Below are 15,163 nucleotides of genomic sequence, written 5' to 3'. Positions count from 1 at the left end.
CATGGCTCTGATCACGACCGACGAGCAGGAAGCGCTGCGCGACGTGATGCGCGGATTCCTGCAAAAGTACTCGAAAGAATCCGACATCCGCACCGTGATGGACGGCGAGTCAGGTTACGACGCAGACGCCTGGCGTACCGCCGCCGAGCAGATCGGTGTGCAGGGCCTTGCCATACCCGAGGAGATGGGCGGCGGCGGTTACGGTTTCGACGAACTGGCGATCGTGATGGAAGAAGCAGGGCGGACGCTCTTCCCGGCGCCGCTGCTGTCGACCGCGGTGCTGGCGACGAGCACGCTGCTCGCCGTCGGTGGTCCACATGCGGGCGACCTGCTGGCTCGGATCGCAGGCGGCGATTTGATCGCGACCGTTGCAGTGGCCGAGGGGAAGCTGCACTGGGATCCCGAGGACATCGCGACCGTCGCGGAGCAGTCGCGCGATCAGTGGGTGCTGTCGGGGGTGAAGCCATACGTTCTCGACGGCGCGCAGGCCGGCGTCATCCTCGTCGCCGCAGGCACGGCGGCGGGGGTGTCGTTATTTGCGGTGGAGGCCGGCGCCGACGGCCTCTCAGTCACGGCGCTCCAGTCGATGGACAAGACCCGTCGCATGGCCGCCGTCAGCTTCGACCAGACTCCGGCTGTCCTGCTCGGTGACGATGGATCGGGCTGGGCGACGCTGCGCGGCGTGTACGACCAAGCATTGGCTGCGCTGGCGTGTGAGCAGGCGGGCGGTGCGCAGGCCGTGCTGGAAATGACCGTCGAGTATCTAAATGTGCGGTATCAGTTCGGGCGGCCCATTGGATCGTTTCAGGCGATCAAGCACCGGTGCGCGGACCTGCTGGTGGAGGTGGAGTCCGCCCGGTCGGCAGCGGCATACGCCAGCACGGCAGTGACGGCGCGAAGTGACGACGCCTCCGTCGCGGCGTCGATCGCCAAAGTGTACTGCTCGCAGGCGTTCTATCACGTTGCGGCCGAGAGCATTCAGATGCACGGCGGTATTGGCTTCACCTGGGAGCACCCTGCCCACCTGTACTTCAAACGAGCGAAGAGTTCGGAGGCGCTGTTCGGCTGGCCCGCTCAGCATCGCGACCGGATCGCGAAGCTGATCGGCCTGACCTAGCCGGCCCGGCGCCGACACGACCCGCGTGCCGAAATCATTGCGCGCGAGCCTTAGCAACGGCCTGTCGGTGCTCAACCGATCCCATGCTTTCGAGTTCGCCAGTCAGCGCCGACTCGAAGGCACCGTCCAGTTGCACTTCCAGGTACGCGTTCAGAGCGGTCTTCGTCTGCCGCAGTGCCGCCGGCGGAACCTGCGCCAGACGGTGTGCAAGTGACACCGCCTCCGCCATCAGCTGCGCGGGCGCAACGACTCGACTGGCAAGGCCTAACTCGACGGCTTTCTCCGGCGTGATTCTGGACCCGAGGAACAGGTATTCCTTGGCTCGGGACAGTCCGGCCAGAGCCGGCCACACCATTCCGCCGTCGCCGGGTACCAGGCCCATCCGCAGGTGCGGGTCGGCCAAGAAGCTGTCGTCCGACATCAGCACCAAATCGCACAGCACGGCAATGCTGCAGCCCAGCCCAACGGCCGGACCGTTCACCGCGGCGACGATAGGTAGCGGACACCGCACCATGCCCTGGATGATGGCGCGCCCCTCGGCGATGGTCTGCGCCCGCATTCCTTCGCCGTCGATATTTTCCTGCATGTATTCGAAGTCACCGCCGGCACTGAACGCAGAACCGGTCCCGGTGACGATGACTGCGCGCGCGTCGGTGTCGGCGCCGAGGAGATCCCAGACCCGAGCCAGTGACTGGTGCATCGGCCGGTTCGCGCCGTTCAAGTGGTCAGGTCGGTTCAGCCGGACCACCCGGACCGGACCGTCGGCGGTGACGATCAACTCGTCGCCGAGGCCGTACAACGCGTCAGACATAGCTTCCTTCTTCCATCCGCTCATCGATTCCTGGTAGTACTTTACGGTGTATATGAAATGGGCATGATCATGTGGACGACGGTTGATCCCACCGCCGAGGTGCGCAAGCGCTATCGGGCCAACGGGTGGTGGGACGATCGTGCGCTGCCCATGCTGTTGCACGACGCGCTGACCACCTCGAGCGGCCAAGCCTTTCGCGTTCACTCCCGAAGCCGGCCGTTCAGCGGGACCGTGGGGGGCGTGACGGCGCATGCCCGTAGGTTCGCGGCGGGCCTGGCACGTCGCGGTATCGCGGCGGGCGATCCGGTCGCGTTCAACCTTCCCAACAGCGCGGAAGCGGCCGCCGTGTTCTACGGGTTGGCTCTGCTGGGCGCGACCTTGGTGCCCGTCGGATACACGGCGGGCACTCGCGAGCTCAACCACGCGCTGCGCGAGTCCGGTGCCCGAGCTCTCGTGGTCTGGCACCAAACAGACCGGCCCTTTGCATTCGACGCGCTGGCTCCCGACCTCCCATGGCTCGAGCACATCGTGGCCATCGGCGATGCGCCGTCGCCGGCCTTGGTCGTCGACTTCGACCACGTGATCGCGAGAGGGATGCTCGACGAGCCCGCGTCCGTCGACCCCATGCAGCCCGCCGTGATCGGTTGGACCTCGGGTACCACCGGCGATCCGAAGGGCGCACTGCTGAGCCATCGCACGCTGTGCGCCGAGGTGCGCGTGCACATGTCGCCGATGATGGCTCCCAGGTCACGTCCGCTGGCCAGCACATCACCGATTGCACAGGTCACGGGAATGCTTGTGTCGGTGCTGGTTCCGCCCCTTCTCGGCCACGAGATCCACCTGCTCGACTACTGGGATGCGGGCGAGGTACTCGAGTTGATGACAACGGGGTCGCTGTCGGCAGGGACCGGTGCGCCGCTGTTCCTCGCATCGCTGCTCGACCATCCGGCATGCACCGCCAAGCACCACGAGCTCATCGAGATGAGCTCACTGGGCGGCGCGGCGGTTCCCGACGAACTGGTCCTACGCGCCGAGCGTGCGGGCATCGTCGCGATGCGCGGCTACGGATGTACAGAACACCCCAGCATCGCGCTCGGGATGGCCGACGACCCGGCGCCCAAGCGCGCCCACACCGACGGCAGACTGTGCGCGGGTGTCGACGTGCGGATCGTCGGTGATGACGGCAGGGACGTGCCGGTGGGCGGCCCTGGCGAGATCTACAGCCGGGGTCCCGACTTATTCTGCGGCTATACCGATCCCAGCTTGAATGCCGCGGTATTTGACGGCGGCTGGTATCGCACGGGCGATATCGGCCGCCTCGACGACGAGGGATACCTCACCGTCGTCGACCGCAAGAAGGACATCGTCATCCGGGCCGGGATGAACATCAGCCCGGCTGAAATCGAGGCGGCCATGACCTCCATGCTGGACATTGCGGACATCGCCGTCATCGCCGTGCCCGATGCCAGGACGGGGGAGCGGGCGTGTGCGTTCGTCAGGCCGGTGCCGGGCAGAGAACCCCCGACGCTCGACCGTGTGCGCCAACATCTTTCGACGGCAGGAGTGGCGAAATACAAGTGGCCCGAGGAGATCTGCGGCTATCGCGACGACTTTCCCCGAACCCCCGCGGGCAAGGTCCGCAAGACCGAACTGCGCGCGGTGTGGGCGGCGCGACACGAACACTCGAAAGAGGACACAAGGTGACAGACAGACAGCACGTCAAACCCGATCAGCGCAGGCTTGACGTCCTGATCGACAGGTGCCGACTCGAGGTCGACAACGGCACACTCCCTTCGGCGCAGATTGCCGTTCATGTCGACGGCGAGGAGTACGTCTCGGAGACGTTCGGTGCCGCAACGCCATCGACGCGCTATGTTCTGCAGTCGACCGGCCGGAGCATAGTCGCTGGTGTGCTGTGGAAGCTCATCTCCGACGCGCTGCTCGACCCGTCGCGAACAGTCGCTTCGTACATCCCGGAATTCGGCACGAACGGCAAGGATGGCGTCACCGTCGAACAAGTCGTCACGCACGTGGGCGGATTTCCGCTAGCGCCACTCGGATATCCTGCGATGCTCGATCGCAGCGAACGCCTCAAAGCATTCTCCACGTGGCGGTTGACCTATGAGCCAGGCACCGAACTTCAATTCCACCTGACGTCGGCGGCGTGGGTCATTGCCGAATTGTGTGAGCGGCTCACCGGTGAGCCGATCGGCGACTATCTTCGATCGGCGCTGTCCGGGCCGCTGGGACTCGACAGCATCGAGGTCGGACCGTCACTCGAACGCCAGCACGACGTGGCACCGTTCGTCCGCACCGACGGTGGCAGCGACGATGACGTGTTTGTCTGGGGCCCATGGTATCTCGCGCGACCGGAAATCCTGGCCGCGGGAGAGCCGAGCCACTCGACGGTGTCGACGGCCTCCGATCTCGCGGGCTGGTATCAGGCACTGATGTCGTCGGACCTGTGGCGGCGAGAGGTCGTCGAGGACGCAACGCGGATCCGGGTCACGCTGCCGATCACCGGCGAACGCGGAGGCAGTCCGAGTGTCCCCGGCAACGTCGCCTTATTCGTCCAGGTCGTGGGCGACGACGGCCTATCCCACGGATTCCTGCCCACCGCAACGGGACCGCGGACTTTCGGCCATGGCGGCGCCGCGTGCCAGATCGGCTTCGCCGATCCGGAGACCGGCCTGTCGTTCGCGTTTCTGACCAACGGCTACCCGAGCACCGGATACGAGCAATCGAGAATCGGGCTGAACCGCATCATCAACATCGGCAACCTTGCCGCGGACTGCTTCAGCTGATGACGGCGCCGCAAACACCGCATGCGCGCTACGAGATGCTCGATACGGGCATCGCTCGCCTCACTGTCAACCGCCCCGAGCGGCTGGGCGCCTACACGCCGCAGATGTGTTCCGAGATCCTCGAGGCGTTGCGCACCGTCCGCCTCGACGACGCGATTCGTGTGCTCATCTTCACGGGCACGGGACGCGGGTTCTGCACCGGTGCTGACGTCTCGCCCGACGCCGGCTTCGATGACCACACCGCCCACCAGATCGGCAGGGCCAGGGAATTACGGGAGGACTCCCATGCGGTGGTCACGGCGTTGCACAGATTGGACAAGCCGGTCGTCTGCGCTGTGAACGGCATCGCGGTCAACGGGGGGCTCGCATTCGCGCTGTCGTGCGACATCCGGATCGTCGCTGCGAGCGCACGGTTAGGCGACACCAGCGCGCGCGCCGGCCTGCTGTCCGACGAGGGCGGGGCCTGGCTGTTTCCCCGAACCATGGGTTACGACAGAGCGTTTCGCATGGTGGCGCTGTCAGAGATCTATGACGCGCAGACCGCTGTCACACTGGGTCTGGTCACCGAAGTGGTGCCTGACGACGAACTCGAGAGCCGCACGCTCGAGGTCGCACATGGACTCGCCGCCGGTGCCCCGTTGGCGCTGAGAGCGGTGAAGCTGATGATGCGCCGCGCGCTGGAGTCCACGCTGGAATCGTCGCTCGGCGACGCGCAGCAGGCGGTCCTCTGGGTCGGGCCCAGCGCGGACGCCGCCGAGGGAAAAGCGGCCTTTCTGGCCAAGCGGCCACCGAAGTTCACCGGCTGTTAGCACGTCAACGCCTGTTTCATCTATTAACTTGACACTGTATAGTCAAGCTTGAGCTACCAAGGGAAGGAAGCCGCCCATGGCACTAATCGAGAACACCGTCGGTGAACTCCCGTACAAGCTGACCGACTTCGACCAGCATTCGTACGAGTCCGAGGACTGCTTCACACGTTTCATGCCGAAAGCGAAGCTGGACACAGCAGTCCGGCCCATCGTGGCACCGTCAGGACGCAAGGTGCTGCTGGCCAACGACCGTATCGTCACCGCGCTGGAGAACGACCTCGACCAGGCGTACGTGCCGGGATCGCTGGTGGAGATGCTGAAACAACGGTCGTCGGGCGATGCATCCGATGCCGAGCGGTTCTACGAACCGATGCAGCCTGAATACCTCGACCGCGACGCCCGGCTCAAACAACTCACCGAGCAGCAGATCGAGCGCTCGATCATGTATCCCGGTGGCTGGGCATTGATGGCCGAGGAGTATCTCGATGGAATCGACCCCCTCTACGACAACATCGAGTCGTTCAACAAGTGGATCAACGAGGACTGGGGTTTCGCCTACCAGGATCGGATTTACGCTCCGGCCATGATCTCGATGCGCGACCTGAACCGCGCCTGCGAGGAACTCGACCGCGTGCTGGACGCGGGCGCCCGATTCATCGTGCTGCCCGCCGGTCCCGCGTACGGTCGGTCTCCAGGAGACCCGTATTTCGACCCCTTCTGGGCCCGTATCAACGAGGCGCGCGCGGTGGTCTGTTATCACATTGCCGAGTTCCACTATCAGAACAACGTAGCGTCGCAATGGGGTTGGGGTCTGCGTCCGCCGTTCCAGTTCTCGGCGTGGCAGTGGCAGAACACTTATGGTGAGCGGCCGATCACCGACACCCTCTCGGCGCTGATATTCGACAACCTCTTCGGCCGTTTCCCGAACATCAAAGTCTTGGTCAGCGAGTTCGGTGCGGAGTGGGTACCGCACTTCATCCGCCACATGGACAAGAGTCGCGGTATGGGCAGGCTCGGCCCGTGGCTGGGCGGACAGTTGACGGAACGGCCTAGTGCGATCTTCAAAAAGCATGTCCGGGTGGTGCCGTATCCCGAGGACGATACGGTCCATCTCATCGAACGGCTCGGTACCTCGGAGACGCTCCTGATGGGGTCGGACTGGCCGCATGCAGAGGGCTTGCGTGAGCCCGCGGACTTCTACCTCAAGGTGGACACCCTCGACGAGGCGACCCGCAGGGATTTCCTGCGAGAGAACGGCATGAAGCTCTCCAGCGGAATCAGCTGAACGCATGCCCGTCGACGTCTCCGATGACGAGCTCGTGCAACGGTTCCCGGGTGAACCGATCACCCACGACAACGCCGCGCACTATCGGGGCCGGCTGAATCGCGAGCTGCTGATGAATCGGTGTGCGGAGTGCGGCCGATGGCACGCGCCCGCCAAGCCGATTTGCCCGGACTGCTGGTCGTCTCGTGTCTCTGCCCAACCCGTCAGTGGCGACGGAGTGATTTTCATGGCGATCTTCTTGCACCGCGGCCCGGCCGCGCCGGGCATCGATTATCGGGTGCCCTATCCCGTGGTGGCGGTCGAACTCGCCGAACAGGAGGGGCTGCGCTTCACGTCGACGGTCGTCGGCGCCGACAATGATGACATTCATATCGGTGCGCCGGTCCGGCTCGACTGGATCGACCGCGCAGGTGTGCCAACGCCTGTGTTCGCGTTGAGGGGCTCCCCGTCATGACGATGAAGGACCGGGTAGCGATCGCGGGGGCGTCCACCACTGGCTTCGTCGCGAAAAACTCCGGCCGTACTCAGGCATCGCTGGCAGCCGAAGCGTGCGTCGATGTCATCAGGAATTGCGGGATCATCCGCGAGGACATCGACGGGCTCTGCGGCAGTTGGCCGTCGACGTCGGCTCTGCAGTCGGTACTCGGGATCCCCGAAGTCACCTGGTTCGGCAACCCGGTCATTCCGATGGTCGATCACGTGGCAACGGCGGCGGCGGCGGTGCACGCCGGGCTGTGCGAGGTGGTACTCGTCTATCACGCTGCGTACCGGGCACCGTGGAACAGCGGTTCGGCGCTCAGGGATCCTTTCCGCAGGATCGCGACGCCTGGTTTGTCGGATCCGCAGCCTGGTCCTGACACGATGGCGAATGCCGTCGGGTACACCGGTTGGGCCTCACGCTACATGTACGAATACGGCGTGGCCCGGGAAGATTTCGGCCTGGTCGCAATCAACGCGCGGTCCAACGCCGCACAGAATCCGGCCGCAGCGATGCGGGAGCCGTTGTCGATGGATGACTATCTGAACGCCCCGATGATCCGCGAGCCGCTGTGTCTATATGACATGGACCCCGCCGTCGATGGCGCCGACGCCTTCATCGTCACCACGACCGAGCGCGCCAAGGATATGGCGTTACCGCCGGTGCTCATCAACGCCGCGGTGCTCGGTCAGGTCAGACACAACGAAGAGGATCAGACCGTGAGCCTGCGCCAAAACGGTCAGCAGGTTGTCGTCGAGACTCTGAAGGGCAAGGGAGACTTCTGGATCGACGACATCGACCTCTACTTTCCGTACGACGGTTTTACTCCTATCACGTTGAATTGGATCGACAACGCGGGCTGGTGCAAGCCGGGGGAGGCGGGCGCGTTCCTGCGCCAGCACTGGGTCGCCGAAGAGAACCGCGCAGTGATCAACGGTCGAATCCCGATCAACCCGCACGGGGGGTCGCTGGCTGAGGGGGCGACGCAAGCCTCCGGCCATCTGCGCGAAGCGGTCCACCAGTTGCAGGGCCTCGCGGGCGATCGCCAGGTTACGGACGCCAAGCGCGCGCTGATCACCGCCGGCGGCTTCTTCTTCAACGCCCAGGGCATCACTTTGCACAGGATGTGACCATGCTGGACACCTTCCGTTCGGCCGTCGCGTCGGCAGGGGATCGTCCGTTCCTGCTGTACTTCGACTCGACGCTGACGTTCGGCGAGGTCGACAGGCTGTCGGACGCATTCGCGGTCGCATTGGCCGACAACGGTTTCGGTCGTGGCGATCGCCTGGCGCTGTACTTACAGAACGTCCCGCAGTTTGTGCTCGCGCTGCTGGCGACGTGGAAACTCGGCGGCGTCGCGGTGTCGATAAACCCGATGCACACAGCCAGGGAGGTCGCCAAACTGATCGCCGACTCGACGCCGGTCGTGCTGGTGGCACTCGACGAACTTCACTCGCCGGGACTCGCGGATATGCTGGACCGGTCGTCGGTCACGCGGGTCATCACGACCAGCCCGCTGGACTTCCAGTCGGAAGGCGACGACAGGGTGCTGCCCAAAGCGCGGCTCCCGACTCCCGAAGGCGCAGAGGACTTATGCCGACTCATCGCAGCATGCGACGGCCGGGCCCCCGTGCCCGTGACGGTCGAGGCCGACGAGGTCGCGGTCATCACCTACACCTCCGGCACCACGGGCGTGCCGAAGGGTGCGATGAACACCCATCGCAACGTCGAGACCGGCGGGGCCGCCTACCTCGAGTGGTTCGCCCTCGGCCACGACGATGTCGTGCTCGGCGTCGCGCCGCTGTTCCACGTCACAGGGTTATCTGGGCATATTGCCTGCAGCATCGCCGCCGGCGCATCCCTGGTGTTGTCGTACCGCTTCAACGTCGACGTCACCCTCGACATGATCCGGCGGCACCGACCGACTTTCACCGTCGGTGCGATCACTGTGTTCATCGCGCTCGGCAACTCCGACGTCGACGCTGCCGACCTCGCCTCACTGCGCAAGATCGCTTCCGGCGGAGCACCGGTCGCGGCCGCCACCGCCGACCGATTCGAGGAACGGTTCGGGATCTACATCCAGAACGTCTACGGGATGACTGAGACCACCTCGCCGGTGCTGGCGGTCCCGCTGGACGCTACGGCCCCAGTGGAGCCGGAAACGCAAGCGTTGTCCGTCGGCGTCCCCGTGCTCAGCGCGCAGGTATCTGTACTGGACGATGACGGAAAGGTCCTGCCGCCAGGACAACTCGGTGAGCTCGCGGTTGCGGGTCCGCAGGTCGTGCCGGGCTATTGGCGCAACCCGGGTGCGACCGATGCCGCGATGCGAGACGGTTGGCTTTTGACGGGCGATATCGGCTATGCGGACGAGGATGGCTGGTTCTATCTCGTTGACCGCAAGAAGGACATGATCGTGGCGAGTGGTTACAAGGTCTGGCCGCGTGAAGTCGAGGACGTGCTGTACACCCATGATGCCGTCTTGGAGGCGGGCGTCGTCGGCGTGCCGGATGCGTACCGGGGCCAGACGGTGAAGGCGTACGTGTCGTTGCGCAACGGTCGCTCCGCCGACCCCGACGAACTCATCGCATACTGCCGAGAAAGGTTGGCAGCCTACAAATACCCACGGCAGGTCGACATTGTCGAAGGCATACCGAAAACCGCGACGGGCAAGATCCTGCGCAGGGAGCTACGCGGCGGCTGAGGAACGCCCTAGAACATCGAGGCTATGTGTTCCAACGCAGTTCGAGCGCGTTCAACCCGAACATCTGGCCGCCGTGTTCAATCGGTTCGACCGCCAGTTCGTACTCGGGAATGCGTTTGTGCCACTCTTCGAGCAGAATCGCCATCTCCTGTCGGGCCAGGTGCGATCCGAGGCACCGATGCGGCCCGGCGCCGAATGCGATGTGGCGGGTGACTCCACGGTCGAGGTCGACTCGTCTACCGTCGGGGAACATCTGATCGTCACGGTTCGCCATGGCGATCGGGAACGCCGCCATATCGCCTGCTTTCACCGGACAGCCGTGAAAATCCATGTCCTGTGTGGCTTTCCGTGCGGTCTGCACCATCGAGTACGCGCGCAACAGCTCTTCAACCGCCCGCGGAATCACAGAGGGGTCGGTGGCGATGCGCCTGCGGTCGTCGGGGTGCGTGGCCATATGCAGCATCGCGTAGGAGGATTCCCCCGCGACCGTGTCGAGGCCGGCCATGAACAACAGCAGCAGGCAGTTCAACAGTTCCATGTCGTTGATCGGCTCACCGTCGAGTTTCCAGTTGATGGCTGCGCTCACGATGTCGTCGGCGTCCGGATTGCTCTCGGCGCGCCGTTGCTCGATCAGCTTCTGGAAGTACCCCATCACATGGGTCATGCCTTCGAGCCTGCGCGCATTGACCTCCTCGCCGATGCCCTCCTGGTGCAGGATCATGTCCTCCCACGCCAGGAACTGGTCGAGGTCATCAGTAGGCATGCCCATGATGTTGAGGAACACGATGGAGGGGAAAACCCGGGCGACCTGAGTGACGTATTCGCAACCCCCCTCGGGTTTGAGCTTGTCGATCAGGCCGCCGACGAGGCGGTGCTGCCCCTTTTTCATGTCCTTCACGCGGCCAGGGGAGAAGTAATCCGCCAGTACCTTGCGCCACTTGGCATGATCCGGGGGGTCGACCATCACCGGGATCCACTTGAACGGCGGGTCCGGTTCGGTGGGGGTGATCACGCTGCTCGACCACAGCTCCGGGTGCTGCAGGCCGTCGAGGATCGTGGCGTAGTCGGTGAACATCCAGTATCCGTCGGCCTCGGTGCTGCGCAATACGGGACGAATGTCGTCCTGGATCGAGTCGAGCATCCGGAAGTTGGCCAGCGCTGACGAGGAGACTCCCGCCATCAACTCCACATGCTTGACGGGACACTCTGAAACCGTCTCGTTGTCGGCCATGTCATCCTTCCTGATCTTTCTGGGGCTGTTCGTCGCGCTGCAAGTGGCGGGCGAGGTTGGTCAGGGCGTCGAGCGCCACTCCGACGGCGTCTTCGGCTTCTCGCGTCAATGCCAGGCGTTCCCCGGCTGAACTGGACGCGGCGAGCGCTGGAACGATGAAATGCCGAAAGCGTCTGCGCACAGCGGCATCTGAGCGGTCTAGTTCCTCAGCCGCGATATACGTTTGTTCCACCATGAAATCGGTGAGTTCATCGATCTCCAGGTCGGTCCGCACCTCGCCGTTGCGTTGGCCTTCCTGGATGACGGCCCCCATAGCCTCAACGGCCATTTGGTGCACCCGCGGGTGGTGCACCGAAGACCGCTGGGCGATCAACGCCGTGATCGACGGGTCGGTTGGCAGCTGCTGTGTCGTATACAGCAGCGCTGCCTCAAGTTTGGTGAACACCCCGGCCTTCTTCGCCATCAAGGACTCGACCGCCGCGGTGTGGCGGCGGGCACGCAACAGAGCGACCTGCACCAGCAGTTCGGGGACGCTACCCAGTTGCCGGAACGCGGTGGCGCGCGACACGCCGGCCCTGACCGCGACCGTCTCCATCTGGATGCTCTCGATCCCACGCTCGGTGATCTCAGTATCTGCCGCGCGGATCAGCCGATCTCGGACGGTGCCGTCGTCAATGGGACTGATGGGCTCCGCGGTCACGTGATGGCCCCGGCGATCTTCAACTCGATGAGTCGGTCTTCATCCACACCGAGTTCTCTGATCACCTCATCGGTGTGTTCTGCGAACTGGGGTGCGCGGGTCAGCCCGGGTGCAGCCTCGTCGAACTTCACCGGATTGTTTACCAGCTTCCGCGTACTGCCCTCAGCATCAATGATTTCGGCGATCCGTCCGTTGGCGATCAGCGATTCATCGTTGGCCAGGTCCCAGGCGTCCTGAACCGGGGCCCACTGTCCGGTACCGTTGCTCAGCCGATTCCTACACTCAGCGACGGTCATCTTCGCGATTGCGCCGCAGACGATGCGATACGCAATGTCAGCATTGGTGACCATGGATTCCAAAGTGACGAAGCGCGGATCCTCCGCATATTCGTCGAGCCCCATCAGGCGGCAGAACTCCGGCCAGTACTTCGTCGGCTGCAGCATGGACAGCTGGATGAAGCGGCCATCGCTGGTGCGATAGGCACCGGTGAGCGGGTTTCCGGGCGCGGCAGTCTTACGCTGCGTTTTGGGAAGAGGGCCGTCGACCAGCATCGCCATGTTCACACTGAACTGAGTCGCCCACGCTCCGACTGCAAGCAGCGACACGTCGAGAACAGAGGGTTCGCCCGTGGTGGCCCGCTTGTATAGCGCGGCTGCGACGCCACCTGCGATCGACATGCCGCCGATGTTGTCGCCGTACGCGCCCGAGGGCATGAACGGTACGTCGTCGGCACCCGGAGCCATGACGCCGTCCGCGCTGCCGCCGCGGGCCCAGAACGCCGTGGCGTCGTAGGCGCCGGTGTCGCGGTCGGGCCCGCTGGAACCGAATCCACTACCCGCCGCATAGATGATGTCCGGATTGACGCTGCGCACGTCGTCGATGTCGATAGTCAGCTTGTTCCGCGCGGACGGCAGATAGTTGGTGAGGAAGACGTCGCTGCGCTGGATGAGTTGCTCGAGCAGGGGACGAGCGTCGGCATTGTCCAGCGCCAATCCGACGCTGCGCTTGCCTCGGTTGGGGGCCTCCATGATGGGAGCGAAAGACGACCCCGGCGCGGTCACGGCGGCGCCGAGTATCCGGACGAGTCCGCGCTGGGCATCTCCGCTCACCGGATGCTCGATCTTGACGACGTCGGCACCCCAATCGGCGAGGACGGCCCCGGCGGACGGCACGAACGTGAACTGTGCCACCTCGAGAACGCGAACTCCCTCAAGTGGTTTCGGTACCACAGAGCCTCCTGCGATCCTCAACGATCGACCGTCTCATCGTTGCGACTCAATGAGATAAACGTATCACTGATTCATCGGTGCGGCGAGACGCGCCGTAAAACAATCTGGAGACTCCTCAATCCATGATGTCGCGGACCCTGGTCTTCTCGTGGCCCCTAAGCATGGCGGCGCTGGCCGCCTCCATATGCCGACGCCAATGCGCTTCGACCGCATCGCCCCTGCGCACCTCGACCAGGTCGACGAGACGGGCGTACGACTTGATGAGCTTCGCGTATTCGGCCTTCGCGACCCTGTTCTCACTGTCGGCCCCGGAAATGGCTGCGGCCGTGTGGCGTTCACCGATCTCATGCAGCATTCCGGCGATGATCCCAAGGGTTGCGTTACCCGATAGCTCGACCATGCGGCGATGTAGCAGGGCGGACGCGGGCGCCAAGGTTCCTGCGGCGTACGCCCGGGGCACATCTTCGACGAGTCGTCGAAGTTCCTGGTGGGCCTCGTCTGTCCCGTTCTCGGCCAGCAGCTTGGCAGCCGCGGGTTCGATTGCTGTGCGTGCCGTCATGACGTCGGCGAGCGTGGTGCCAGAGAGCGCCAGGAGCAGACCGGCGGGCCGGGCGACAATCTCGGGTCCTGGCACGCAGACCTTCGCCCCGGTTCGCGAACCACGTCGAACCTCTACGAGTCGTTCCGACTCCAATACCCGGACGGCTTCGCGCAGGGTCGGACGGCTGACCTGAAAGTGTGCAATGAGGTCGGCTTCATGCGGCAAGAAATCGCCGTCCTTGAGCTGGCCGTCGACAACCATTCGGCGCAACGTGCGGGCCACTAACTCGGCCGTCTTCGGTGATCGAACGGCACCTGACCCAGACTCGGGCGAAATCATCGGCGCGAGTGATTCAGGTCGAGACACCAGGCCCCTCCTTGCTGTCAGTTGTACTACTCAGTAAACCATGTAGACGAGGACGGCCACGGCCGCTCGCGTAGGTCAGCCGAGGTCACGAGCGAGTCGAATCGCAGCCGCGTCGTAGGAGGAGCGCCTGCGTGTGCTGACCAGGAAGCTCGGCGGTGCCAGAAAGGAGGTATCGGGCAACCTCGTACGGCTCGACGTCATGGCTCGGCCCTGGTCGGTGTCTCCGCAGATCGCCACTGCCCACAGCATCTCGTCGGTGACGTGCTCGGCGATGGCCTTGAAATCACCATTGCGGAACGCCGCGCGAATCGAAGCCACCTGATCCTGCCACCCGTGCAGTTCGACCAGGGAGTCGTATGTGCGCACGGTCAGATAGAAGGCGATCTGCCGGCGCGCATCGTCGATGGCACGTTCGGGATCCGCGTCGTCGATCGCGGTGATCACCCAGCCCCAGCGGTTCAGGGAGTCGGCGCTGCGTCCTGCGGTTGCGGCGCCGCGAGCGAGTTCGGCGTCGACCACCTCCTCCCACCAGCGGTCGGTGAACAAACCGTGGCCGAGTACGCCGTCGGCGACCCGACCTGCGGTGCGAAGCATGATCCTGTTGAAGGCGCCGACGAGGATCGGTATGTCGAGCCTGCCGAAGACGGGCGCACGGATGTCAGCGTCGATGCGGTAGTAGTCCCCCTCGTAGCGGATCGGTTCGCCGTCTTCGGCATCGAGGAACAACTTGATGACGTCGATCAACTCGGCCATCCGCAACGCGGGATGGTCGGCGTCGACGCCGAACCAATCCCGGTTCATTCGGGGCGTGCCCGCACCCAAGCCGAGGAAGATCCGGTCGGGCGCGTACTTTGCGAGATGCCGCACCGCGGCCGCGTGGACGAAGGGGGACCGTGCGAACGCATAGGCGATCCCGGGTCCGATCATCGCTGCCGACGTGGAATGTGCCATCTCCGTGGCGGTTACGTACGCGCTGATGTCGGCGAATTCGCCTGAGCAGAACGCAGTCGCGCCCTCGGCCTCGGCACCGGCGGCCATCGCCTCACCTGGCCAAGGCAATCCCCACCGCATTCGGTCAACCCATCCAACAT

14 protein-coding genes are annotated in these 15,163 nt (G+C 64.5%); 8 read left to right on the top strand and 6 right to left on the bottom strand.

Annotation, left to right across the window (positions count from 1 at the left end):
- The first annotated feature begins 1 nt into the window (after position 1).
- Positions 2-1,117 carry an acyl-CoA dehydrogenase family protein gene (locus tag N4S67_RS01865; protein WP_260991237.1) on the top strand — a complete coding sequence of 372 codons (1,116 nt, stop codon included), beginning with the start codon at positions 2-4 and terminating at the stop codon, positions 1,115-1,117.
- Between the two features lie 34 nt (positions 1,118-1,151).
- Here N4S67_RS01865 and N4S67_RS01860 read toward each other — a convergent pair whose 3' ends face one another.
- On the bottom strand, positions 1,152-1,928 hold the full coding sequence (locus tag N4S67_RS01860) for an enoyl-CoA hydratase/isomerase family protein (RefSeq protein WP_260991236.1): 777 nt from the start codon (positions 1,926-1,928) through the stop codon (positions 1,152-1,154).
- Between the two features lie 57 nt (positions 1,929-1,985).
- Between N4S67_RS01860 and N4S67_RS01855 the strand changes: the two genes are divergently transcribed.
- The 7 genes from N4S67_RS01855 to N4S67_RS01825 all read left to right on the top strand — a co-directional run bounded on the left by N4S67_RS01855 (position 1,986) and on the right by N4S67_RS01825 (position 10,005).
- Entirely contained in the window at positions 1,986-3,632 is a 1,647-nt protein-coding gene (locus tag N4S67_RS01855; RefSeq protein WP_260991235.1) for an AMP-binding protein, read from the top strand.
- Complete coding sequence (locus tag N4S67_RS01850) at positions 3,629-4,732, top strand: serine hydrolase domain-containing protein (protein WP_260991234.1); 1,104 nt, start codon at positions 3,629-3,631, stop codon at positions 4,730-4,732. Before N4S67_RS01855 ends, N4S67_RS01850 begins: the two co-directional genes overlap by 4 nt.
- Entirely contained in the window at positions 4,732-5,541 is an 810-nt protein-coding gene (locus N4S67_RS01845; protein ID WP_260991233.1) for an enoyl-CoA hydratase/isomerase family protein, read from the top strand. The genes N4S67_RS01850 and N4S67_RS01845 overlap by 1 nt, the downstream gene beginning before the upstream one ends.
- A gap of 76 nt (positions 5,542-5,617) precedes the next feature.
- The gene (locus N4S67_RS01840; RefSeq protein WP_260991232.1) at positions 5,618-6,826 is read left to right on the top strand and encodes an amidohydrolase family protein; all 1,209 of its coding nucleotides are present in this window, start codon (positions 5,618-5,620) and stop codon (positions 6,824-6,826) included.
- A 4-nt stretch (positions 6,827-6,830) separates the two neighbouring features.
- Positions 6,831-7,280 (top strand): Zn-ribbon domain-containing OB-fold protein, encoded by a 450-nt coding sequence (locus N4S67_RS01835; protein ID WP_260991231.1) that lies wholly within the window; start codon positions 6,831-6,833, stop codon positions 7,278-7,280.
- Positions 7,277-8,434: a thiolase C-terminal domain-containing protein gene (locus N4S67_RS01830; protein WP_260991230.1), complete on the top strand. Its 1,158-nt coding sequence runs from the start codon at positions 7,277-7,279 to the stop codon at positions 8,432-8,434. Before N4S67_RS01835 ends, N4S67_RS01830 begins: the two co-directional genes overlap by 4 nt.
- Before the next feature lie 2 nt (positions 8,435-8,436).
- Positions 8,437-10,005, top strand: a complete 1,569-nt coding sequence (locus N4S67_RS01825) for an AMP-binding protein (RefSeq protein WP_260991229.1) — start codon at positions 8,437-8,439, stop codon at positions 10,003-10,005.
- A 22-nt stretch (positions 10,006-10,027) separates the two neighbouring features.
- Here N4S67_RS01825 and N4S67_RS01820 read toward each other — a convergent pair whose 3' ends face one another.
- The 5 genes from N4S67_RS01820 to N4S67_RS01800 all read right to left on the bottom strand — a co-directional run bounded on the left by N4S67_RS01820 (position 10,028) and on the right by N4S67_RS01800 (position 15,143).
- Entirely contained in the window at positions 10,028-11,236 is a 1,209-nt protein-coding gene (locus N4S67_RS01820; RefSeq protein ID WP_260991228.1) for a cytochrome P450, read from the bottom strand.
- Position 11,237: 1 nt separating this feature from the next.
- Positions 11,238-11,936 carry a TetR/AcrR family transcriptional regulator gene (locus N4S67_RS01815; RefSeq protein WP_260991227.1) on the bottom strand — a complete coding sequence of 233 codons (699 nt, stop codon included), beginning with the start codon at positions 11,934-11,936 and terminating at the stop codon, positions 11,238-11,240.
- Positions 11,933-13,165, bottom strand: coding sequence for a CaiB/BaiF CoA transferase family protein (locus N4S67_RS01810; RefSeq protein WP_260991226.1), 1,233 nt, complete (start codon positions 13,163-13,165; stop codon positions 11,933-11,935). Before N4S67_RS01810 ends, N4S67_RS01815 begins: the two co-directional genes overlap by 4 nt.
- Positions 13,166-13,280: 115 nt before the next feature.
- The gene (locus N4S67_RS01805) at positions 13,281-14,072 is read right to left on the bottom strand and encodes a FadR/GntR family transcriptional regulator (protein ID WP_260991225.1); all 792 of its coding nucleotides are present in this window, start codon (positions 14,070-14,072) and stop codon (positions 13,281-13,283) included.
- A gap of 75 nt (positions 14,073-14,147) precedes the next feature.
- A complete protein-coding gene (locus N4S67_RS01800; RefSeq protein WP_260991224.1) occupies positions 14,148-15,143 on the bottom strand; it encodes an LLM class flavin-dependent oxidoreductase in 996 nt (331 codons plus the stop codon).
- Positions 15,144-15,163: the final 20 nt, after the last annotated feature.

Source organism: Mycobacterium deserti (assembly GCF_025345615.1).
In the GTDB taxonomy this organism is placed as follows: Bacteria; Actinomycetota; Actinomycetes; order Mycobacteriales; family Mycobacteriaceae; genus Mycobacterium; species Mycobacterium deserti.
The sequence above is the reverse complement of the archived record's forward strand: the minus strand, read 5'-3'. Positions and strand labels throughout refer to the sequence as shown.